This window comes from Pseudomonas sp. O39 (assembly GCF_045447295.1).
Classification (GTDB): Bacteria; Pseudomonadota; Gammaproteobacteria; order Pseudomonadales; family Pseudomonadaceae; genus Aquipseudomonas; species Aquipseudomonas antarctica_A.
Window position 1 is genome coordinate 221,398 of record NZ_JBJGXV010000004.1, and the last position, 20,537, is coordinate 241,934.

19 protein-coding genes are annotated in these 20,537 nt (G+C 59.4%); 6 read left to right on the plus strand and 13 right to left on the minus strand.

Annotated features, from left to right (window positions below; translation table 11 throughout):
• Positions 1 to 33: 33 nt before the first annotated feature.
• Together ACI77D_RS07940 and ACI77D_RS07945 are read right to left on the minus strand one after the other, a co-directional pair.
• Positions 34 to 1,392 carry a glutamine synthetase family protein gene (locus ACI77D_RS07940; protein ID WP_064454615.1) on the minus strand — a complete coding sequence of 453 codons (1,359 nt, stop codon included), beginning with the start codon at positions 1,390 to 1,392 and terminating at the stop codon, positions 34 to 36.
• A 39-nt stretch (positions 1,393 to 1,431) separates the two neighbouring features.
• Positions 1,432 to 2,211, minus strand: a complete 780-nt coding sequence (locus ACI77D_RS07945; RefSeq protein ID WP_064454616.1) for a gamma-glutamyl-gamma-aminobutyrate hydrolase family protein — start codon at positions 2,209 to 2,211, stop codon at positions 1,432 to 1,434.
• 278 nt (positions 2,212 to 2,489) lie between these two features.
• Between ACI77D_RS07945 and ACI77D_RS07950 the strand changes: the two genes are divergently transcribed.
• Together ACI77D_RS07950 and ACI77D_RS07955 are read left to right on the plus strand one after the other, a co-directional pair.
• Positions 2,490 to 3,866, plus strand: a complete 1,377-nt coding sequence (locus ACI77D_RS07950; RefSeq protein WP_003213894.1) for a glutamine synthetase family protein — start codon at positions 2,490 to 2,492, stop codon at positions 3,864 to 3,866.
• Positions 3,867 to 4,095: 229 nt separating this feature from the next.
• Entirely contained in the window at positions 4,096 to 4,737 is a 642-nt protein-coding gene (locus tag ACI77D_RS07955) for a TetR/AcrR family transcriptional regulator (protein ID WP_221295864.1), read from the plus strand.
• 126 nt (positions 4,738 to 4,863) lie between these two features.
• On the opposite strand, the gene ACI77D_RS07960 is transcribed toward ACI77D_RS07955, so the two are convergent.
• The 8 genes from ACI77D_RS07960 to ACI77D_RS07995 form a co-directional block, all read right to left on the minus strand.
• Entirely contained in the window at positions 4,864 to 5,079 is a 216-nt protein-coding gene (locus ACI77D_RS07960; protein ID WP_407016357.1) for a molybdopterin-binding protein, read from the minus strand.
• A gap of 28 nt (positions 5,080 to 5,107) precedes the next feature.
• Positions 5,108 to 5,914: an aliphatic sulfonates ABC transporter ATP-binding protein gene (gene ssuB / locus ACI77D_RS07965; RefSeq protein WP_064454618.1), complete on the minus strand. Its 807-nt coding sequence runs from the start codon at positions 5,912 to 5,914 to the stop codon at positions 5,108 to 5,110.
• On the minus strand, positions 5,911 to 6,699 hold the full coding sequence (gene ssuC, locus ACI77D_RS07970; RefSeq protein WP_064454619.1) for an aliphatic sulfonate ABC transporter permease SsuC: 789 nt from the start codon (positions 6,697 to 6,699) through the stop codon (positions 5,911 to 5,913). Before ssuC ends, ssuB begins: the two co-directional genes overlap by 4 nt.
• A gap of 9 nt (positions 6,700 to 6,708) precedes the next feature.
• Positions 6,709 to 7,857 (minus strand): FMNH2-dependent alkanesulfonate monooxygenase, encoded by a 1,149-nt coding sequence (ssuD, locus tag ACI77D_RS07975; protein WP_064454620.1) that lies wholly within the window; start codon positions 7,855 to 7,857, stop codon positions 6,709 to 6,711.
• 25 nt (positions 7,858 to 7,882) lie between these two features.
• Positions 7,883 to 8,851, minus strand: a complete 969-nt coding sequence (locus ACI77D_RS07980; RefSeq protein WP_064454621.1) for a sulfonate ABC transporter substrate-binding protein — start codon at positions 8,849 to 8,851, stop codon at positions 7,883 to 7,885.
• Between the two features lie 94 nt (positions 8,852 to 8,945).
• Positions 8,946 to 9,539, minus strand: a complete 594-nt coding sequence (gene ssuE / locus ACI77D_RS07985; RefSeq protein WP_053258559.1) for an NADPH-dependent FMN reductase — start codon at positions 9,537 to 9,539, stop codon at positions 8,946 to 8,948.
• Positions 9,540 to 9,853: 314 nt separating this feature from the next.
• On the minus strand, positions 9,854 to 10,492 hold the full coding sequence (locus tag ACI77D_RS07990) for a peroxiredoxin (RefSeq protein WP_064454622.1): 639 nt from the start codon (positions 10,490 to 10,492) through the stop codon (positions 9,854 to 9,856).
• Positions 10,493 to 10,767: 275 nt separating this feature from the next.
• Positions 10,768 to 12,111 carry an OprD family porin gene (locus tag ACI77D_RS07995; protein ID WP_064454623.1) on the minus strand — a complete coding sequence of 448 codons (1,344 nt, stop codon included), beginning with the start codon at positions 12,109 to 12,111 and terminating at the stop codon, positions 10,768 to 10,770.
• A gap of 370 nt (positions 12,112 to 12,481) precedes the next feature.
• Here ACI77D_RS07995 and tauA point away from each other — a divergent pair, with 370 nt between their 5' ends.
• Entirely contained in the window at positions 12,482 to 13,468 is a 987-nt protein-coding gene (tauA, locus tag ACI77D_RS08000) for a taurine ABC transporter substrate-binding protein (RefSeq protein ID WP_407016358.1), read from the plus strand.
• Positions 13,469 to 13,599: 131 nt separating this feature from the next.
• Here the strand turns inward: tauA and argA are convergent, their stop codons facing one another.
• Positions 13,600 to 14,898 carry an amino-acid N-acetyltransferase gene (gene argA, locus ACI77D_RS08005; protein ID WP_064454625.1) on the minus strand — a complete coding sequence of 433 codons (1,299 nt, stop codon included), beginning with the start codon at positions 14,896 to 14,898 and terminating at the stop codon, positions 13,600 to 13,602.
• A gap of 133 nt (positions 14,899 to 15,031) precedes the next feature.
• Positions 15,032 to 16,180 carry an acetylornithine deacetylase gene (gene argE / locus ACI77D_RS08010; protein ID WP_407016359.1) on the minus strand — a complete coding sequence of 383 codons (1,149 nt, stop codon included), beginning with the start codon at positions 16,178 to 16,180 and terminating at the stop codon, positions 15,032 to 15,034.
• Between the two features lie 158 nt (positions 16,181 to 16,338).
• Between argE and ACI77D_RS08015 the strand changes: the two genes are divergently transcribed.
• Positions 16,339 to 17,706 (plus strand): inorganic triphosphatase, encoded by a 1,368-nt coding sequence (locus ACI77D_RS08015; protein ID WP_064454627.1) that lies wholly within the window; start codon positions 16,339 to 16,341, stop codon positions 17,704 to 17,706.
• 90 nt (positions 17,707 to 17,796) lie between these two features.
• Here the strand turns inward: ACI77D_RS08015 and ACI77D_RS08020 are convergent, their stop codons facing one another.
• The gene (locus tag ACI77D_RS08020) at positions 17,797 to 18,267 is read right to left on the minus strand and encodes an Lrp/AsnC family transcriptional regulator (protein WP_407016361.1); all 471 of its coding nucleotides are present in this window, start codon (positions 18,265 to 18,267) and stop codon (positions 17,797 to 17,799) included.
• A 127-nt stretch (positions 18,268 to 18,394) separates the two neighbouring features.
• Here ACI77D_RS08020 and ACI77D_RS08025 point away from each other — a divergent pair, with 127 nt between their 5' ends.
• Together ACI77D_RS08025 and ACI77D_RS08030 are read left to right on the plus strand one after the other, a co-directional pair.
• Positions 18,395 to 18,733 (plus strand): hypothetical protein, encoded by a 339-nt coding sequence (locus ACI77D_RS08025; protein WP_407016362.1) that lies wholly within the window; start codon positions 18,395 to 18,397, stop codon positions 18,731 to 18,733.
• Positions 18,734 to 18,815: 82 nt separating this feature from the next.
• Positions 18,816 to 20,507, plus strand: a complete 1,692-nt coding sequence (locus tag ACI77D_RS08030; RefSeq protein ID WP_407016363.1) for a GspE/PulE family protein — start codon at positions 18,816 to 18,818, stop codon at positions 20,505 to 20,507.
• Positions 20,508 to 20,537: the final 30 nt, after the last annotated feature.

A 20,537-nucleotide genomic window follows, 5' to 3' on the forward strand; every position in this document is an offset into this window, starting at 1 on the left:
TGGGCGCGCCAATCCCAAGGCGCGCCCGACGCATCAGACGGCGAAGAGCAGGAATTCCCGCTCCCACGAACTGATCACGCGCTTGAAGTTTTCATGCTCGGCCCGCTTGACCGCGACGTAGCCTGTGATGAATTTTTGACCCAAATATTTTTCGATGGTCTTGCTGTTTTCCATACGCTCCAGGGCGTCTTCGATGGTCAACGGCAGGCGCAGGTTGCGGCGCTCGTAACCTCGGCCCACCACCGGCGCGCTCGGGTTATGGCCTTCGACCATACCGATGTAGCCGCACAGCAAGCTGGCGGCAATCGCCAGGTACGGATTGGCGTCGGCGCCCGGCAGGCGGTTTTCCACGCGACGGTTCTGCGGGCCGGCATCCGGTACGCGCAGGCCGACGGTGCGGTTTTCTTCGCCCCACTCCACGTTCACCGGCGCCGAGGTGTCGGGCAGGAAGCGGCGGAACGAGTTCACGTTCGGCGCAAACAGCGGCAGCAATTCAGGGATGAATTTCTGCAGGCCGCCAATGTGATTGAGGAACAGCTGGCTCATGGTCCCGTCTTCATTAGAGAAGACGTTCTTGCCGGTGGCGATGTCGATGATGCTCTGGTGCAAGTGCATCGCGCTGCCGGGCTCGCCGGTCATGGGCTTGGCCATGAAGGTGGCGGCTACGTTGTGCTTGAGCGCGGCCTCACGCATGGTGCGCTTGAACACCAGGATCTGGTCGGCCAGGGACAGCGCATCGCCATGACGGAAGTTGATTTCCATCTGCGCGGTGCCGTCCTCGTGGATCAGGGTGTCGAGGTCAAGCTCCTGGAGTTCACACCAGTCGTAGACGTCTTCGAACAACGGGTCGAACTCGTTGGCCGCTTCTATAGAGAAGGACTGGCGACCGGTCTCCGGGCGCCCGGAACGGCCGATCGGCGGTTGCAGCGGGAAGTCCGGGTCTTCGCAGCGTTTGGTCAGGTAGAACTCCATTTCCGGCGCCACGATCGGCTGCCAGCCTCGGTTGGCGTAGAGCTGGAGGACTTTCTTGAGCACATTGCGCGGCGACAGCTCGATCGGGTTGCCTTGCTTGTCGTAGGTGTCGTGAATCACCTGGGCGGTAGGCTCGATGGCCCAGGGCACCAGGAATACGGCGTTCTGGTCGGGACGGCAGATCATGTCGATGTCGGCCGGGTCGAGCAATTCGTAATAGATGTCGTCTTCGACATAGTCGCCGGTCACGGTCTGCAACAGAACGCTCTCGGGCAGGCGCATGCCTTTTTCGGCGATGAACTTGTTGGTCGGCGAGATCTTGCCCCGGGTGATGCCGGTGAGGTCGCCAATCATGCATTCGACTTCTGTGATCTTGTGGTCTTTCAACCAATCGGTGAGCTGGTCGAGGTTGTTACTCATAAATGCCTCTGGGCTGTGTTTCCTGACATCCATTAAAGGTCAGGCGTTGTTTGACGCAGCATCCGCGTCGCGTTGCATCGCCCGCGTTCGACAGGCCGAGCCAAAGGCCTGGAAGATCGCGAGATAGTGCGGGTTAGAGCTTACCTGCCATTCGGGGTGCCATTGCACTCCTAAAGCAAAAGCCTTGCCCGCGGTGTAAGAAAAAGCTTCGATCAACCCATCCGGCGCAGTGGCTTCGACCTGCAGCCCCGGCGCCAGGCGATCAACGCCCTGGCCGTGAATCGAGTTGACCTGAATGGTCTGCGGCAACCCCAGGCTTGCCAGGACGCCATGCGGGGCAATCGCCACGGCGTGCGCCGGGCCGTACTGAATCTCCAGCGGCTGGGTGTCGTCTTCGCGGTGATCCATCATGCCCGGCACTTCATGAACCTTCTGGTGCAGGCTGCCACCCAACGCCACGTTCATTTCCTGGAACCCACGGCAGATGCCCAGCACCGGCACGCCTGCTGCAATCGCGGCACGCAGCAACGGCAGCGTGGTCTGGTCCCGTGCAGAATCATGAGCAGTCCCGGGCGCGCTGGCCGGACCGTCGTAGAGAAAGGGTTCGATATTGGAGGGGGAGCCGGTAAATAGAATGCCATCCAGGCCGTCAAGAATATTGGCCGGGTCGAGCAGGTCGCCCAAGGATGGAATGATCAATGGCAAGCCCTTGGCAGCGATGGCCACTGCACGGACGTATTTGTCGCCACTGATGTGATAAGCATGCAGACCGACCTGTTTGGAGCAGGCGGTGACGCCGATTAACGGCAGGCGAGACATGAAGCACCCCGGTATTATTGCTGTTATGGGTTTGAATCGAGCTTAGCCTTGTTCATTTTTTTACACAACACCCCCGTAAAAAATACAACACGGCCCGCTCAAGCCTGCTAGTCCCAAGGCCTTCAAACCCAAAAAAGCGCCCCAAAAAGCCCCAAAAAAGGCCTCAAGGCGCTTTTTTAGGGCAAAAAAGGCCTCGCTTGACTTCGGCAAGCCGTTCGGGTTGACTGAAACCAGAAAAGATCAATGATTGATATTTTTAACAACAAAGGTGTTGCATCATGTCGGTACCCCCGCGTGCCGTTCAGCTTAACGAAGCGAACGCGTTCCTTAAGGATCATCCTGAGGTTCTGTACGTAGACCTTCTAATTGCGGATATGAATGGTGTGGTGCGCGGCAAGCGCATCGAACGCACCAGCCTCCACAAGGTTTACGAGAAGGGCATTAACCTGCCTGCCTCTTTATTTGCCCTGGATATCAATGGCTCGACAGTGGAAAGCACTGGCCTGGGTCTGGACATCGGTGATGCTGACCGAATCTGTTATCCGATCCCTGACACCCTGTGCAATGAGCCGTGGCAAAAGCGCCCAACCGCGCAACTGCTGATGACCATGCACGAACTTGAAGGTGAACCTTTCTTCGCCGATCCTCGCGAAGTGCTCCGCCAAGTTGTCAGCAAGTTTGACGACCTCGGTCTGACCATCTGCGCTGCCTTCGAGCTTGAGTTCTACCTGATCGACCAGGAGAACGTGAACGGCCGCCCACAACCGCCCCGCTCGCCGATCTCCGGCAAACGCCCGCACTCGACACAGGTCTACCTGATCGACGACCTCGACGAATACGTCGACTGCCTCCAGGACATCCTGGAAGGTGCCAAAGAGCAAGGCATCCCGGCTGACGCCATCGTCAAGGAAAGTGCCCCGGCGCAGTTCGAAGTGAACCTGCACCACGTGGCCGACCCGATCAAGGCTTGCGATTACGCCGTACTGCTCAAGCGCCTGATCAAGAACATCGCCTACGACCATGAGATGGACACCACCTTCATGGCCAAGCCTTACCCAGGCCAGGCAGGCAATGGTTTGCACGTACACATTTCGATCCTGGACAAGGACGGCAAGAACATCTTTGCCAGCGAGGATCCCGAGCAGAACGCCGCATTGCGTCACGCGATCGGCGGTGTGCTCGAGACCCTACCCGCCCAAATGGCGTTCCTGTGCCCCAACGTCAACTCCTACCGTCGTTTCGGCGCACAGTTCTACGTGCCGAACTCGCCGTGCTGGGGCCTGGACAACCGCACTGTGGCGATTCGCGTACCCACGGGCTCCTCGGATGCCGTACGTATCGAACACCGCGTGGCCGGCGCCGACGCCAACCCTTACCTGCTGATGGCTTCGGTCCTGGCAGGCGTGCACCACGGTCTGACCAACAAGATCGAGCCTGGCGCTCCAGTGGAAGGCAACAGCTACGAGCAGAACGAACAGAGCCTGCCGAACAACCTGCGCGATGCCCTGCGCGAGTTGGACGACAGCGAGGTGATGGCCAAGTACATCGATCCTAAATACATCGATATCTTCGTCGCCTGTAAGGAAAGTGAGCTGGAAGAGTTCGAACACTCCATCTCCGACCTTGAGTACAACTGGTACCTGCATACCGTGTAAGCAGTGGTTGTACTGAAAAACGCCTCCGGCCTTTGGTCTGTGGCGTTTTTTTATGGGTTTCTTCCGGTTGACCGAGTCGGCCTCATCGGGAGCAAGCCCGCTCCCACACTTGACTGCATTTCAAGGTTGGAACTCAGTCAACTGTGGGAGGGGCTTGCTCCCGATGGCGCCTTGGCAGACAACACCGGTTCCTGCTCATACAATGCCCGCTGCCTTGTAGGAGACTTCCATGACCACCCGCCCTGCCGCCCCTCGCAAACCCCGCGCCCGCAGCCAGGCCAGGATCGATGCGATCCTTGATGCCGCCCGCACGTTGCTGGCGACCGAAGGCGTGGCCAGTTTGTCGATCTACAGCGTGGCGGAACGGGCACAGATTCCACCGTCGTCGGTGTATCACTTTTTCGCCAGCGTGCCGGCGCTACTGGAAGCGTTGACCGCCGATGTGCATGCGGCATTCCGCGCAGCCATCCAGGCGCCTATCGAGCATGCTGCACTCAAGCACTGGCGCGATCTGTCCTGCATCGTCGAACAGCGCATGCTCACGGTCTACGAGCACGACGCCGCCGCGCGCCAGTTGATCCTGGCTCAGCATGGGCTCACCGAAGTGACCCAGGCCGACCGCCAGCATGATCTGGAGTTGGGGGATTTGATGCTGGCCGTGTTCAACCGCCACTTCGAAGTGCCGACGCTGCCTGAGGATGTGGATGTGTTCGCCTTGGCGCTGGAACTGAGCGACCGCGTCTATGCGCGCTCGGTGCATCAGCATGGGCAGATTACGCCGCGCATGGCGGAAGAAGGGATGCGGGTTTTTGATGCGTATGTGGGGCTTTATTTGCCGGCGTACTTGCCAAAGCGGGCGGTGACTGGCTGATTGATGCATTGCCTGGGCAGGCGCCATCGCGGGCAAGCCCGCTCCCACATTTTGCTCTGTGAATACAGTCAAATGTGGGAGCGGGCTTGCTCGCGAAAGCGGCCTTAAAAGCACCGCAAATCCCGATCACAACTTGGCGATCGACACCTCGGTGGACTTAACGAAGGCAATCACTTCGCTGCCAATCACCAACTCCAGCTCTTTGACCGCGCGGGTGGTGATGACAGACGTCACGATACCGGACGCCGTCTGCACGTCGATTTCCGACAGCACGTCGCCTTCTACGATTTCCTTGATAGTGCCTTTGAACTGGTTACGCACGTTGATGGCTTTAATAGTCATGGTGTTCTTCCTTCGAGGGACAAGTGAGTTATTGCGCCCAACGCAATTGCGTCGGCAGCGGTGAAACAGGTTCGGGTTCCGGCGGCGTGCCGGGCAGCGACAGCACACGGTTAAGCACTTCGGCTTCCAGCGCTGCCAGGCGATGCGACCCACGGGCACGGGGTCGCGGCAGATCGACAATCAGGTCGAGGCCGACTTCACCGTCTTCGATCAGGATTACCCGGTCGGCAATCGCCACGGCCTCGCTGACATCGTGGGTCACCAGCAACACGGTGAAGCCGTGCTTCTGCCACAGGTTTTCGATCAGTTGCTGCATCTCGATGCGCGTCAGGGCGTCCAGCGCCCCCAAAGGCTCATCCAGCAGCAGCAGGCGCGGTTGGTGAATCAGCGCACGCGCCAAGGCCACCCGCTGCTTCTGGCCACCGGACAACGCCGCCGGCCACTCATTCGCACGCTCGGCCAGGCCGACCGCCTCCAGCGCATCCAGCGCTTTGGGGCGCCAGTTACCTTTGAGACCCAGCCCCACGTTGTCGATGATCTTTTTCCACGGCAGCAGGCGCGCTTCCTGGAACATCAACCGCGTGTCCTCAATCGCTTCGCTCAGCGGTGCGGAGCCGGCCAACAGTTCGCCGCCGCTGGCTTTGTCCAGGCCGGCCAGCAGGCGCAGCAAGGTACTTTTGCCACACCCACTGCGACCGACCACGGCCACAAACTGCCCAGCGGGGATGTGCAGGTCGATGTCCTTGAGCACTTCCCGCGCACCAAAGGCCTTGCGCAATTTGCGCACCGCCAGCGGGATACCCTTGAGCAGGCGTGGAGGTTGTTGAGCGGTCATGCCGCACCTCCTTTATTCACTTGGTAAGCCGGATGCCAGCGCAGCCACACACGTTCCAGGCCGCGAGCAGCCAGGTCGGCGAGCTTGCCGAGGATGGCGTACATGACGATGGCCAATACCACCACGTCGGTTTGCAGGAATTCACGGGCGTTCATCGCCAGGTAACCAATGCCGGAGCTGGCCGAGATGGTTTCCGCCACGATCAGCGTCAACCACATAAAGCCCAGCGCAAAACGCACGCCCACCAGAATCGAAGGCAATGCGCCCGGCAGGATCACCTGACGGAACAAGCTGAAGCCGGACAAGCCGTAGCTGCGCGCCATTTCCACCAGCGCCGGGTCGACGTTGCGAATGCCGTGATACGTGTTCAGGTAGATCGGGAACAGCGTGCCGAGGGCGACCAGGAAAATCTTCGCGGTCTCGTCAATGCCGAACCACAGGATCACCAGCGGAATCAGCGCCAGGTGTGGCACGTTGCGGATCATCTGCACGGAGCTGTCCAACAGGCGCTCGCCCCATTTCGACAGGCCGGTGATAAAGCCCAGGGCCAGGCCGATGCTGCCACCGATCACAAAGCCCAGGCCGGCACGCCAGCCGCTGATGGCCAAGTGCGTCCAGATTTCGCCGCTGCGCACCAGGTTAACCCCGGCTTCGATCACCGCACTCGGCGCCGGCAGAATGCGTGTCGACAACCAACCCGCCGACACCGACAACTGCCACACCGCCAGCAACAAGATCGGCAGCACCCAGGGCGCGACGCGATGGCTTAATTTTTCAACGTTCATGACGGCGCCTCAGCTCTGCGACGCAGCTTTGGGAAGGATGTCGTTGGCGACCATCTCGCCGAACGGGCTGACGTAACCGGCGCTTTTCGGCAACTCGGGACGTTCGATGTCCAGGTGCGGGAACAACAGCTCAGCCACGCGGTACGACTCTTCCAGGTGTGGATAACCGGAGAAGATGAAGGTATCGATGCCCAGCGCAGCGTATTCATTGACACGTGCCGCAACGGTTGGGCCATCACCCACCAGCGCAGTACCCGCACCACCGCGTACCAGGCCGACACCGGCCCACAGGTTGGGGCTGACTTCGAGGTTGTCACGGTTACCGCCGTGTAAGGCCGCCATGCGTTGCTGGCCGACGGAATCGAAGCGCGCGAGGGAGGCCTGGGCACGGGCGATGGTCTCGTCGTCCAAGTGGGAGATCAGTTTGTCCGCAGCTTTCCACGCCTCATCGTTGGTTTCACGCACGATCACATGCAGGCGAATACCGAAGCGCACCGTGCGCCCAAGTTTCGCGGCCTTGGCCCGCACCTGTTCGATTTTTTCAGCGACAGCGGCCGGAGGCTCGCCCCAGGTCAGCACCATTTCCACTTGTTCAGCGGCCAGGTCCTGGGCGGCTTCGGAGGAGCCGCCGAAGTACAGCGGCGGACGCGGCTGCTGGATCGGCGGGTAGAGCAATTTGGCGCCTTTGACGCTGATGTGTTCACCGTCGTAATCCACGGTTTCACCTTCCAGCACGCGACGCCAGATGCGGGTGAATTCCACGGAGGCCTGATAGCGCTCTTCGTGGCTGAGGAACAAACCGTCGCCGGCCAGCTCTTCCGGATCACCACCGGTCACCAGGTTAAACAGCGCACGGCCACCGGACAGGCGGTCCAGGGTCGCCGCCTGACGCGCAGCCACCGTCGGGGAAATGATCCCGGGGCGCAGGGCGACAAGGAATTTCAGACGCTGGGTCACCGGGATCAGCGAGGCGGCCACCAGCCACGAGTCTTCGCAGGAGCGGCCGGTCGGGATCAACACCCCGCCGAAACCCAGGCGGTCGGCCGCCTGTGCCACTTGTTGCAGGTAACCATGGTCGACGGCGCGAGCGCCTTCGGCGGTACCCAGGTAATGGCCGTCGCCGTGGGTAGGCAGGAACCAGAAAATATTGAGGCTCATGGAGTTGTCTCCTGAAGAAGTCGAATTACGGCGCTTTGGCAACGGCGGCGGGTGGCGTCCAGATCACGTCCTTGATGCTCAAGGGTTTGGGGATCAATTTGAGCTGGTAGAAGCTGTCGGCGATTTTCTGCTGGGCGGCGACCACTTCCGGGGTCAGGAACAATGCGCCGTAGCCTTGGCGTTTCACCGAGGTCAGGGTGATGTCAGCGGGCAGGCCGAGCAGCGGTGCGACTTGTTCCGTGACTTCCTGCGGGTTGGCTTTGGACCACTCGCCTACCGCACGCACTTCTTCCACCAGCGCCTTGATCACATCCGGGTGCTGTGTGGCGTAAGGTTTGGTGGCCAGGTAGAACTGGTGGTTGTCGGCGATGCCGGTGCCGTCACGCAGGGTGCGCGCTTGCAGTTGTTTCTCGGCGGCGGCCTGGTACGGGTCCCAGATCACCCAGGCGTCTACGCTGCCTCGCTCGAACGCGGCGCGGGCATCGGCGGGCGGCAGGAACACGGTGTGCACGTCGGTGTATTTCAGGCCGGCATCCTCCAGGGCGCGTACCAGCAGGTAGTGCACGTTGGAGCCTTTGTTGAGCACGATTTTCTTGCCCTTGAGCTCGGCCACGGACTTGATCGTCGAGTCTTTGGGCACCAGGATCGCTTCACTGGTCGGTGCTGGCGGTTCGTAGGCGACATAAAGCAGATCGGCGCCGGCGGCCTGGGCGAATACCGGCGGGGTTTCGCCGGTGACGCCGAAGTCGATGGAACCGACGTTCAGGCCTTCGAGCAGTTGCGGGCCACCGGGGAATTCCGTCCACTGCACCTGCACGCCCTGGGCGGCCAGGCGTTTTTCCAGGGTGCCCTTGGCCTTGAGCAACACGAGGGTGCCGTACTTCTGATAACCGATCCGCAGGGTTTCGGCGGCGTGGGCTTGAACCATGGCGCCGAAGGACACAGCCGCAGCAAACAGTGCGACCAGACCACGACGCAAGATGACAGTGCGCATGGCGCTCTCTCCAAAAAATGCGATTAGGGGGTTGGCTGCACCTGCTTGGCCGTTGGCGGCTGAGTAAGGTGAGTACTACACAATCCGGTAAGACTTAAATGCTCCAGCGAGCACTCAATAAACGGTCATTCAACACATTGGGATCAAGGGGTTTTGGGCGACGGGCCATGGCGCTATAGAGCGTCTCCAGGGCCTCGTGCAAACGCTGTTCAAGCACCGGCACCAGTTGCGCCTGGGCACTGCCTTCGCCGTAAGCGATCTGGCTGTCTTCGGCAAAGATGCCGTGGAGCAACTCTTGGGCTTTGAGGGCCGACAACACCGGCTTCAAGGCGTAGTCCACCGCCAGCATGTGGGCGATGCTGCCGCCGGTGGCCATCGGTAAGACGATCTTGTGAGCCAGGGCGCGCTCAGGCAGCAGATCGAGCACGGTTTTCAGCGCGCCCGAGAACGAGGCCTTGTACACCGGCGTGGCGATGACCAGGCCGTCGGCGTTGGCGACTTGCTGCAACAGATCGATAACTTTGGGGCTGTCGAAGCGGGCGTGCAGCAAGTCTTCGGCCGGGAAGTCCCGTATCTGATAACTCACGACTTCCACGCCTTTGTCTTGCAGCCACTGACGGGTTTTTTCCAGCAAGACCCCGGAGCGGGAACGCTGGCTGGGACTGCCTCCAAGTGTTACGACCAACATGCAGGTATTCCTTGAGCAAGTGTCGGCGGGTCGCTGTGTGCGGTGGCGCCAAGATGGACAGACCATATCAGCTGATTTATATATCTATAAATCTTATTTTTTCATTTGTTTATTCCCTAAAAATATATGGGATTTATAAATCTTCAGACGAAAAAAAAGGCCGTCGAAACGGCCTGAAAACCCCTGCTGTGTGAGACGGTCTACAACTTGAAACCTGTGTCCATTTGAAGTCTGCTATCGCGGGCAAGCCCGGCTCCCACAGTTGACCGCATTCCCCTGTGGGAGCGGGCTTGCCCGCGATAGCGGTTTCAGCCTCAGCGATTCGGCTGTGGGGTAAGCCGCAGATACGGCTTCACCGCGCGATAACCTTTCGGAAAGCGTTGCTTGATCTCTTCCTCGTCCTTGAGCGACGGCACGATCACCACTTCATCGCCGTCCTGCCAGTTGGCGGGCGTGGCGACCTTGTGGCTGTCGGTCAGCTGCAGCGAGTCGATAACCCGCAGGATTTCGTGGAAGTTGCGGCCAGTGCTGGCCGGGTAGGTAATCGTCAGGCGAACCTTCTTGTTCGGGTCGATCACGAACAAGGAGCGCACGGTGAGGGTGTCACTGGCGTTCGGGTGGATCAGGTCGTACAGGTCCGACACCTTGCGATCGGCATCCGCCAGGATCGGGAAGTTAACGACCGTGTTCTGGGTTTCGTTGATGTCTTCAATCCACTTGTGGTGCGAGTCCACCGGGTCTACCGACAGCGCGATAGCCTTGACGCCGCGCTTGGCGAATTCGTCCTTGAGCTTGGCGGTAAAGCCCAACTCGGTGGTGCACACCGGAGTGAAGTCCGCCGGATGGGAAAACAGCACGCCCCAGCTATCGCCCAGCCACTCATGGAAACGAATCTTGCCGGCGCTGGAATCCTGTTCGAAGTCGGGGGCGATGTCGCCCAATCTTAGGCTCATGATGTAGCTCCTGGTGAGTGCTTATGGAACCTACTGTGCATGGGTTAGAGATTATTTAAAAAGAATAAATATCGCTTTATCTAGACGATAAAAGAATATTAAAAATCTGTTCATTGGACTTGGCAACGGGCAAGGATCAACATCCGTTTCAAGGTTCGAGAAGGCCTTGAGACGCTGTAAAGAGAGGGGATTCAGGAAGGGCTTGCGGGGGTTGAGCCCGACTTGAACAGTAAAAGTACCCTGCCCGGCATTGCGCCGGGCAAGGTTTTACACGCTTACAACAGCGGGATCGAGTAGCTGACGATCAGACGGTTTTCGTCTTGATCGCGGGTAGCAACGTCGGTACGCCACATTGCGTTCTTCCAAGCCACGCCGAGGTTTTTCAGCGGGCCTTGTGGAACAACGTAAGCCAGGGTGATATCGCGTTCCCACTCAGACTTGTCGCCAGCGGTGGTCTGGATATTGGTACCTTTGAGGTAAACAATACCAGCGGTCAGGCCAGGCACGCCGATTTTGGCGAAGTCATACGCGTAACGAGCTTGCCAGGTGCGCTCGCCGGCACGGGCGAACTTCTGGATTTGCATGTCGGTCGTGGTGCTGTTCGACGAACCGTCGCCTTGGTTCAGCCAAGGGAAGTCACTGTCGCCATTGGTGTACTGATAACCGCCACCAAAGGTGTGGCCATTAATCGAGTACAGACCCAGGTAGCTGTAGAGGTCGTTGTCAACCTTGCCAGCGGTAACAGGCTTGGCACCGTCGGTGTAGTAACCCGAGGTGTAGTAGCCGGCAGTGTTGCCATTTGCGCCGTTGTCGCGGCTGCGGTAGTAACGCAGGTCACTTTTCAGCACGCCTGGGCCGATTGCCCAGTTGTGTACCAAGCCCAGGAAGTTCTGGGAGTAAAAATCTTTCAGCTCGCCGAAGTAGTACGAAGCGGTCAGATCCTTGGTGATTTTGTAGTCAGCACCAGCGTAGTAGAACTTGTTGCTGAATTTGCCGGTGTCGTAGTTGGAGCTTTTGTTAGCGCCAGCAATCGACAGGTTTTCGTTGTTGCTCGAGTTACGGCCCTTGGCCGACTCGATCTGACCAGCAGTCAGGGTCAAGTCTTTGATTTCGTTAGAAACGATCTCGCCGCCCTGGAAGGTCTGAGGCAACAGGCGACCATCGTTGGTCTTGATCACCGGGTTGTTTGGCTGCAGGGTGCCAATTTTCGCTACGGTCTGGGAGATCTTGACCTTACCGGTCACGCCCAGGCTGGCGAAATCGCTGACGGCTTTGTTGCCGTCGCTTGGGAACACAGTGCCGCCCGAAGCGGTGCCGCTGTAGTTGCCGTGGTTATCGCGGCTGGAGTCCAGACGCATGCCGTACAGGCCGATAGCGTCAACACCAAACTGAACGGTACCTTGGGTAAAACCCGAGATGAAACGCAGGTCGAAGCCTTGGCCCCATTCAGCGTTCTTGCTACGGCTGCTCGCAGTAGGAGCGCCATCGCGGTTGTCAGTGTTGATGTAAAAGTTACGCAGACCCAGAGTGGCCTTGCTGTCTTCGATGAAACCGGCGGAGTTTGCCTGTTGGGCAATCGCAGCGACAGCCACGGCCAACGCCAATGTTGACTTCTTCATGTACCGCTCCTCTCATTTCTAATTTTTGTATTTCTTAGGTCTCGGGTCTGACGCCCTAGATCCACAGATGCGCGATTAGCGCCAGATAGTGACTACCAAGTCAATCGTAACTTTGTATGTCTACTACCTTCGTCTAACCGCAGTTGATTTGGTCCCTGCAGGGTAATGAGTTTTTCATACACCCAAAAAGAATTGTTTCATTCTTTTTCATACGATTCAGGAATAAGGCTTTCCATGCAGCAAGCCGGTCAGCATAGACCACCTGCTCCATAAGCTAATTCCTAAATGGTATTTACTAGCCTTTTTTTAGATCGATTAGTGTTGCCGTACTGTTGCATACGTCACCCACGATCAAAAAGGCGACGCCATCATGGCCAAAGGCACATCCTCCCGTCAATTTGTTACAGTTTTTGTGTCACTAATAATTTCTTTTGGTGTCCAAGCGGCCGATTTAACCATCGGCTATCAAACCGGCATCGACCCCAGCAAAGTCCCACAGGCCGATGGCCTCTATGAAAAGGCCATTGGCGAGAAGATTGCCTGGCGCCGATTCAACAGTGGGCCGGAAGTCGTCACGGCTATCGCATCCGGCGATGTACAAATCGGTAACCTGGGTTCCAGCCCTCTAGCAGCGGCGGCTTCACGCAATCTACCGATCGTAGCCTTTATGGTATCGGCGCAGATCAATGCTTCTGAAGCGTTGGTGGTGCGTAATGGCAGCGGCATCAACAAACCAGAGGATCTGATCGGCAAAACCATCGCCACCCCCTTCGTCTCAACCTCTCATTACAGCCTGCTCGGCGCGCTGAAGCACTGGGGCCTGGACACCCGGAAAGTCAAAGTGGTGAACCTGCAGCCTGCGGAAATTGCCGCCGCGTGGAAACGTGGTGATATCGACGGCGCCTTCGTGTGGTCACCGGCCCTGGGCGAGATCCGCAAGACCGGAAAAACCCTGACAGATGCGGCCCAAGTGGGCCAGTGGGGAGCGCCGACGTTCGAAGTGTGGGTGGCACGCAAGGATTTCGCGGAAAAACATCCTGACGTAGTGGCCAAGTTTGCCAAGGTCACGCTGGACTCTTTCGCTGACTATGCCGCCCATAAAGACGGCTGGACGGTGGACTCCGAACCGGTGCAGAAAATCGCCAAATTGACAGGTTCGAATGCCACCGATATTCCTGAGCTGTTGGCCGGCACCACTTTCCCGGATGCGCAGGCGCAGCAAACCGATGCCCTGCTTAAAGGGGGCACGGCGAAGGCGATTGGAGAGACGGCGAAGTTTTTGAAGGAACAGGGGAAGGTTGAAGCGGTGTTGCCGGACTATTCGGCATTCGTGACCGAAAAATTCGTCAACCCGTAAGGCAGTCAAATGTGGGAGCTGGCTTGCCGGCGATGCTGGCGACTCGGTAGTTCAGATAAACCGAGGTGATGCTATCGCAGGCAAGCCAGCTCCCCCATGAGCCAGCTCTTTATCAGGCAGGAAGATCAGGTTTAGAGGGCCTTCTCGAAAATCTTCGAATTACGCTGATAGTTGTAGAGCGAGGCCCGCGCCGAAGGCAGGCGATCCACACTGCTCGGCACAAACCCACGCTCACGGAACCAGTGGGCGGTTCGGGTGGTGAGAACAAACAGCGTCTTCAAACCCTGCGCTCGGGCTCGGGTCTCGATTCGCTCCAGCAACACATCACCGCGCGCGCCGTGGCGGTATTCCGGGTTCACCGCCAGGCATGCCAACTCACCGGCATCCGAGTCTGCGATTTGATACAGCGCCGCACAGGCGATGATCATGCCTTCGCGCTCGACCACACTGAACTGCTCGATCTCACGCTCCAGCACTTCGCGCGAACGCCGTACCAGGATGCCCTGCTCTTCCAGCGGGCTGATCAGGTCGAGCAAACCACCGACATCTTCAATCGCCGCTTCGCGTACCAGTTCAAATTGCTCCTGGGCCACCAGCGTACCGCCGCCGTCCCGGGTAAACAGCTCGGTGAGCAACGCGCCGTCTTCGGCGTAGCTCACGATATGGCTGCGCCCTACCCCGCCACGGCAGGCTTCGGCGGCGGCGTCCAGCAGTTCAGCCTGATAGTTGTTGCCCAGGCGTTGCAGGTGCGCCGGTACTTGCTGCGGGCGCAACTCACGGACCAGGCGACCCTGTTCGTCGATCAGGCCCAGGTCGGCGCCAAACAGCAGCAGCTTGTCGGCGCCCAGGTCGATGGCGGCGCGGGTGGCGACGTCTTCGCAGGCCAGGTTGAAGATTTCCCCGGTGGGCGAGTAACCCAACGGCGACAGCAGCACGATGGAGCGCTCGTCCAACAGACGGTTGATGCCCTTGCGGTCGACCCGGCGCACTTCGCCAGTGTGGTGGTAATCCACGCCTTCCAGCACACCGATCGGCCGCGCGGTAACCAGGTTGCCGCTGGCCACCCGCAGGCGCGAGCCTTGCATCGGCGACGAGGCCATGTCCATGGACAGGCGCGCCTCGATAGCAATACGCAGGTGGCCGACCGCGTCGATCACACACTCCAGCGTCGCGGCATCGGTGATGCGCAAGCCTTCGTGGTAAGCCGGCGTCAGGCCACGCGCCTCAAGGCGCGTTTCGATTTGTGGGCGCGAACCGTGGACCAGCACCAGCCGCACGCCGAGGCTGTGAAGCAGCACCAGGTCGTGGACGATATTGCCGAAGTTCGGATGTTCCACACCATCGCCGGGCAGCATGACCACAAAGGTGCAGTCGCGGTGGGCGTTGATGTAAGGCGAAGCGTGACGAAGCCAATTGACGTATTCGGGCATAACACCTGGGCCTGTAATAAAAAGCAGCCAAAAAAGGATGAATCGTGAAAGCGCACAGCGGGCTGATGGTTATCGTCGGAACAGGCTTGGCGACACGCTCGCTCTCCTTATGTACGAATGGGCAGGGGTTAATTTATGCAGGTTTAAGGCAGTAATGTTCGATCAGTTCCCGCAATAGACGCACTGTAGGCGTCAAGCGTGACATTTCGAGGTACTCGCCCGGCTGGTGGGCACACGCAATATCACCAGGGCCAAGCACCAGGGTTTCACAACCAAGGCGCTGAAGATAAGGCGCTTCGGTGCCGAACGCTACTGCTTCGGCACGATGCCCCGTCAATCGTTCCGCAACCCGCACCAGCTCGGCGTCTTCGGCCTGCTCGAACGGCGGCACTTCGGGGAAGAGCGGCGCGTAGTCGATCTTGACTTTGTGGCGCTCGGCCAAGGGTTCGAGCTTCTGCCGGATGGCATCGCGCAGCACTTGCGGGTCCATGCCCGGCAAGGGCCGCAGGTCGAACTCGAGGGAACATTGACCGCAAATGCGGTTGGGATTGTCGCCGCCGTGGATGCAACCGAAGTTCATGGTCGGTTGCGGTACGCTGAATTGCGGGTTGCGGTACTCACGCTGCCAGGCCAGGCGCAGGCCACGCAGTTCGCCAATGGCGTCGTGCATGGCCTCGAGGGCGCTGTGGCCCAGACTTGGGTCCGACGAATGGCCGCTACGGCCGAGGATGTCGATGCGCTCCATCATCACGCCTTTATGCAGGCGGATGGGCTTGAGGCCCGTCGGCTCACCGATCACCGCCGCGCGTCCCAACGGGCGCCCGGCCTCGGCGAGCGCACGGGCGCCGGACATGGAGCTTTCTTCGTCGCAGGTGGCGAGGATCAACAACGGTTGCTTGAACGGCTGATCCAGCAATGGCAACACCGCTTCAATGGCCAGTGCGAAAAAGCCCTTCATGTCGCAGCTGCCCAATCCTACCCAGCGGCCATCAACTTCCGTCAGTTTGAGCGGGTCGGTTTTCCACAGCGTAGCGTCGTAGGGAACGGTATCACTATGACCTGCCAGCACCAGGCCGCCAGGACCGCTGCCGAAACTGGCCAGCAGGTTGAACTTGCCGGGGCTGACTTGCTGGATATCGATGGCGAAACCCAGGTCGCCGAGCCAACTGGCGAGCAGGTCGATCACCGGGCGGTTGGTCTGGTCGAGAGACGCTTGGGTGCAACTGACAGACGGGGCGGCAATCAACGCGGCGAATTGCTCTTTCATGGACGGTAACGGCATGCGCGGCCTCTCAACTTCCCGGATGAGCCCCACTATAGAACCATCTGCACGACACAATAAACCGTTGCGGCGCGTTGCCGGGCTCAGTCCTGTACACTGCACGACCTTGGCAGCCACACTTTTCCCCGGCTGCGCTCCCGATCCTGGATTTTCCGGCCATGCAGAAAGAAACCGAAATCAAGCTCCGCGTCAGCCGCGAAACACTCGCCGCGCTGCGTGAGCACCCGCTACTGAAAAAACGCAACAAAAGTGGCTGGGAACGCCGTGAGTTGATGAACCAGTATTTCGACACCCCCGAGCGCGACCTGGCCCAGGCCAAAGTCGCCCTGCGCCTGCGCAAGGACGGTGATGAAATCATCCAGACCCTCAAGACCCGTGGCCAGAGCGTCGCTGGCTTGTCGGAACGCAACGAGTTCAACTGGGACCTGCCCAAGGCCAAGCTCGACGTGAAGAAACTCGACGGCGAGTGCTGGCCCGAGCAACTGGCCGAGCTGGACAAAAAGACCCTCAAGCCGATCTTCACCACCGATTTCGTGCGTGAGCGCGCTGAAATCGCCTGGGGCCGTGGCAAGGCCAAGGTGGTCATCGAAGCCGCCCTGGACCTGGGCCACGTGGTCGTGGGCAAGCAGAAAGAAGAAATCTGCGAGCTGGAACTGGAACTGCGCGAAGGTGAACCGGCTGCCCTGCTGGAACTCGCCGCCGAGCTGGCCGCCACCCTGGCGCTGATGCCCTGCGATATCAGCAAAGCCGAGCGTGGCTACCGCTTGTACGACGCCAACAGCTACTCGCTGAGCCTGCCGGCGCCGCAGATCCACGCCGAAATGCCGTTGGACGACGCCTTCGCCGCCATCATGTGGCACCTGCTGGGCAGCAGCCAGCGCCTGGCCGAACAATACCGTTTCAATGGCCACTGGCGCCTGCTGCAGGACTGGGTCGACAACCTCGGCGAACTGCGCGCCCTGATCGGCAGCCTCGGCCAGGCCGCTCCGCGTCAATCCACCAGTGAGCTGCGCAGCTCGCTGGATGCGTTGCTGGAAGACTGGCGCCCACTGGTCCAGGCCGGTGATGACGACGAAGACATTCGCAAAGCCGCGCCGGAACAATTCGCTGAAGAACTGGAAGACGTGCGCTGGGGCTTGTTCTCGCTGAACACCTCGCGCTGGCTGCTGGCCCGCACCTGGACCACCGACCGCAACGTGCGTGGCAACCGTCAGGGCGCCGCGCAAATCACCAACTGGCTACCGCGCCTGCTGGCTGACGATGCCGTCGCCCTGCAACTGCCGCGCTACCAGCAACAACCGGAAGACCTGGCCGAGCAACTGCCGCGCATCGAGCGCATCCAGGCCTGGCTGCACCACGCGCGCCAGGTGGTAGACATCCCGGAACTGGACCGTTTGTACGGCGAGCTGAACAAGCTGGCGCAACTGGCGAACCAGTTGATCACCGACGAATCGCTGGATGCGCGCATGCATCAGGCAATTGCGGTGTATCAGAACCGTGCCTGGAAAACGTTGCTGCGCCTGTAATACCGCAATCGCGGGCAAGCCCGCTCCCACATTGGACTGTGTACATAAGTCCCTGTGGGAGCGGGCTTGCCCGCGATGAGGCAGGCCCTGTCAGCGCAATACAGGCAGGCTGGTAGTGGACTTGATCTCGGATAAAGCCACGATCGAGTTGACCTCCTGAATCCCCGGCACCATCGACAGCTTCTCGAAGAAAAACCGCTCGTACGCCTCGATGTCAGAGGTGACGATGCGCAGCAGAAAATCCACCGCCCCCATCAGCACGTAACACTCCAACACTTCCGGAAACCCACGAATCGCTTCGGTGAACTCTGTGAAGTTGGATCGGCCGTGGGCGTTGAGTTTTACTTCGGCAAAAATCTGCGTGTTGAGACCGATCTTCTTGCGGTCGAGCAGCGTCACCTGCCCGCGAATCACGCCGTCTTCCTTGAGCCGTTGAATACGCCGCCAGCACGGCGACTGCGACAGGCCCACCTGCTCGGCGATCTGCGCGCTGGACAGTGAAGCGTCCTCTTGCAACAGGGCCAGGATACGGCGGTCGTAGGCGTCCAACTCACTGTGCATAGAAATACCTGTTATGACGCTTATCTCGAATTGATTTATTCAATAAATCGCAAATCAGCTCCATCTTAGATAAGAAATCTCCCGTAGCGAATGTAAAAATTTCTCCAGTCGAATCTGGAGAGTCAGCATGCACGTCGTCGAAACCACACCGCCCTCTGCCCGCGTCGATGCGTGGGCCGTCAACAGCGCCCATTGCCAGGCGCATTATCAGATCGTCGCCGAGGCCGAACCGGATGTGCTGTGCCGGGTGCTCAACTACTTCGCATTGCAGTTCCTGACGCCGCACCAGGTCAATGTGAACCGGGAAGACGACCTGCTGAGCATTGACATCGTGATGGACGGTTTGAGCTGGCATCGCGCCCAGGTGATCGGTGAAAAGATTAGAAACCTGATCAGCGTGTGCTCGCTGGAAGTGTGGCGGGCCGACTCCCTGCGGCCTCAGGCGCTGACGGCAGCCAGTCTGTAAAAGCCTGCAATACACACTGGGAGGTGGATGTTCAGAGACTGGCTAGCCTGGAATTACGCCCGACACTGCCCAGGAAATGTCCATGCCCGCTGCCTTGCACGATCACCGATTGGAACTGCATCAATTGCTGCCCGCATTGGTCGAGCAACAGCTGATTACAGCGGATGTGGCGCACAGGTTATCGACGACGCCTTCCTCACTGCACCCTCTTGAATGCATCGCAGCTGAAGGGCTTTGCCTGGAAACACTGACCCAATGGCTGGCCCGGCATGTCGGGCAGCCTTATTTGCGCATAGACCCGCTCAAGATCGACGTGGCGACGGTAGTGCCCTTGATGTCCCACGCCTTCGCGCAGCGCCACGCGATCCTTGCGGTGGCCGTGGATGCGCAAACCGTCACCGTCGCCAGCGCCCAGCCCCATGTCAGCGGATGGGAAGCTGGGCTGGCGCAGGTGCTGAAACGCTCGATCAAGCGCGTGGTCGCCAACCCCAAGGACATTCAACGCTGTATTGGCGAGTTCTACCGGCTGGCCCAGTCCGTCAGCGGCGCTGATCAAAAGGTGGCGGTGGCCGGCAATTTCGAACTGCTCAACCTCGGCGCCAGCGAGCAGGAGCCAGATGCCAATGACGCGCATATCGTCAATATCGTCGACTGGCTGTTGCAGTACGCCTTCGGCCAACGGGCCAGCGATATCCATATCGAACCTTGTCGCGACCAGGGCCGGGTGCGTTTTCGCATCGATGGGCTGTTGCACGACGTGTATCAATTTCCGCCTCAGGTCACGATGGCGGTGGTCAGCCGCCTGAAAAGCCTGGGCCGGATGAATGTCGCGCAGAAGCGCAAACCCCAGGACGGCCGGGTCAAGACCAAAAGCCCGGAGGGCGTCGAGGTGGAACTGCGCCTTTCAACCCTGCCGACCGCGTTTGGCGAAAAACTGGTGATGCGTATTTTCGACCCACAGGTGCTGATCAAGGCTTTTGACCAGTTGGGTTTATCCGTCGAGGACCAACAACGTTGGCACGCCATGACCCGTCAGGCCAACGGCATCATCCTGGTTACCGGGCCTACCGGCTCTGGCAAGACCAGTACCCTCTACACCACGCTCAAGCAACTGGCGACCCGCGAGGTCAACCTGTGCACGGTGGAAGATCCGATCGAAATGATTGAGCCCGCCTTCAACCAGATGCAAGTGCAACACAACATCGACCTGACATTCGCCAGCGGTATCCGCGCGCTGCTGCGCCAAGACCCGGACATCATCATGATCGGTGAGATTCGCGACCAGGAAACGGCAGAGATGGCGATCCAGGCCGCACTGACCGGGCATCTGGTGCTATCGACCCTCCACACCAACGATGCTCCCAGCGCCGTCAGTCGTTTGCAGGAACTGGGTATTGCTCATTATTTGATCAAAGCTACGCTGATAGGGGTGATGGCACAGCGTTTGGTAAGGCTTTTGTGCCCTCACTGTAAACGCGCGGTGAATACGCAGGAACCTGTCCACGAAGCTACCGGCTGCGGGGAGTGTCGTGACAGCGGTTATCGAGGCCGAGCCGGGCTCTACGAAATCATGGTGATGGACGAGACGCTCAAGGCGCTGATCACCCCCGGCGCCGATGTGCAGGCTCTACGCCGTGCATCACTCGGGCAAGGCATGCGCAGCCTGCGAATGGCCGGTATCGATAAAGTGAACGCAGGGCTGACAACCCTGGCAGAAGTATTGCGGGTAACGCCTGGGGATTCAGATACAAATGATTGGGTTGTTGCGCCGTGAAACCGTCCTTATCCGTGACCAGACCGTTAC

What these genes read in the sequence shown, in the direction of transcription:
- ACI77D_RS08030 (WP_407016363.1), top strand. Translation starts at nt 18,816, where the DNA reads ATGCCCGCTGCCTTGCACGATCACCGATTGGAACTGCATCAATTGCTG.
- argE (WP_407016359.1), bottom strand. Translation starts at nt 16,180, where the DNA reads ATGCCGTTACCGTCCATGAAAGAGCAATTCGCCGCGTTGATTGCCGCC.
- argA (WP_064454625.1), bottom strand. Translation starts at nt 14,898, where the DNA reads ATGCCCGAATACGTCAATTGGCTTCGTCACGCTTCGCCTTACATCAAC.
- ssuD (WP_064454620.1), bottom strand. Translation starts at nt 7,857, where the DNA reads ATGAGCCTCAATATTTTCTGGTTCCTGCCTACCCACGGCGACGGCCAT.
- ssuE (WP_053258559.1), bottom strand. Translation starts at nt 9,539, where the DNA reads ATGTTGGTCGTAACACTTGGAGGCAGTCCCAGCCAGCGTTCCCGCTCC.
- tauA (WP_407016358.1), top strand. Translation starts at nt 12,482, where the DNA reads ATGGCCAAAGGCACATCCTCCCGTCAATTTGTTACAGTTTTTGTGTCA.
- ACI77D_RS07955 (WP_221295864.1), top strand. Translation starts at nt 4,096, where the DNA reads ATGACCACCCGCCCTGCCGCCCCTCGCAAACCCCGCGCCCGCAGCCAG.
- ssuB (WP_064454618.1), bottom strand. Translation starts at nt 5,914, where the DNA reads ATGACCGCTCAACAACCTCCACGCCTGCTCAAGGGTATCCCGCTGGCG.
- ACI77D_RS07990 (WP_064454622.1), bottom strand. Translation starts at nt 10,492, where the DNA reads ATGAGCCTAAGATTGGGCGACATCGCCCCCGACTTCGAACAGGATTCC.
- ACI77D_RS07960 (WP_407016357.1), bottom strand. Translation starts at nt 5,079, where the DNA reads ATGACTATTAAAGCCATCAACGTGCGTAACCAGTTCAAAGGCACTATC.
- ACI77D_RS07940 (WP_064454615.1), bottom strand. Translation starts at nt 1,392, where the DNA reads ATGAGTAACAACCTCGACCAGCTCACCGATTGGTTGAAAGACCACAAG.
- ACI77D_RS08020 (WP_407016361.1), bottom strand. Translation starts at nt 18,267, where the DNA reads ATGCACAGTGAGTTGGACGCCTACGACCGCCGTATCCTGGCCCTGTTG.
- ACI77D_RS07945 (WP_064454616.1), bottom strand. Translation starts at nt 2,211, where the DNA reads ATGTCTCGCCTGCCGTTAATCGGCGTCACCGCCTGCTCCAAACAGGTC.
- ACI77D_RS08025 (WP_407016362.1), top strand. Translation starts at nt 18,395, where the DNA reads ATGCACGTCGTCGAAACCACACCGCCCTCTGCCCGCGTCGATGCGTGG.
- ACI77D_RS07980 (WP_064454621.1), bottom strand. Translation starts at nt 8,851, where the DNA reads ATGCGCACTGTCATCTTGCGTCGTGGTCTGGTCGCACTGTTTGCTGCG.
- ssuC (WP_064454619.1), bottom strand. Translation starts at nt 6,699, where the DNA reads ATGAACGTTGAAAAATTAAGCCATCGCGTCGCGCCCTGGGTGCTGCCG.
- ACI77D_RS07995 (WP_064454623.1), bottom strand. Translation starts at nt 12,111, where the DNA reads ATGAAGAAGTCAACATTGGCGTTGGCCGTGGCTGTCGCTGCGATTGCC.
- ACI77D_RS08015 (WP_064454627.1), top strand. Translation starts at nt 16,339, where the DNA reads ATGCAGAAAGAAACCGAAATCAAGCTCCGCGTCAGCCGCGAAACACTC.
- ACI77D_RS07950 (WP_003213894.1), top strand. Translation starts at nt 2,490, where the DNA reads ATGTCGGTACCCCCGCGTGCCGTTCAGCTTAACGAAGCGAACGCGTTC.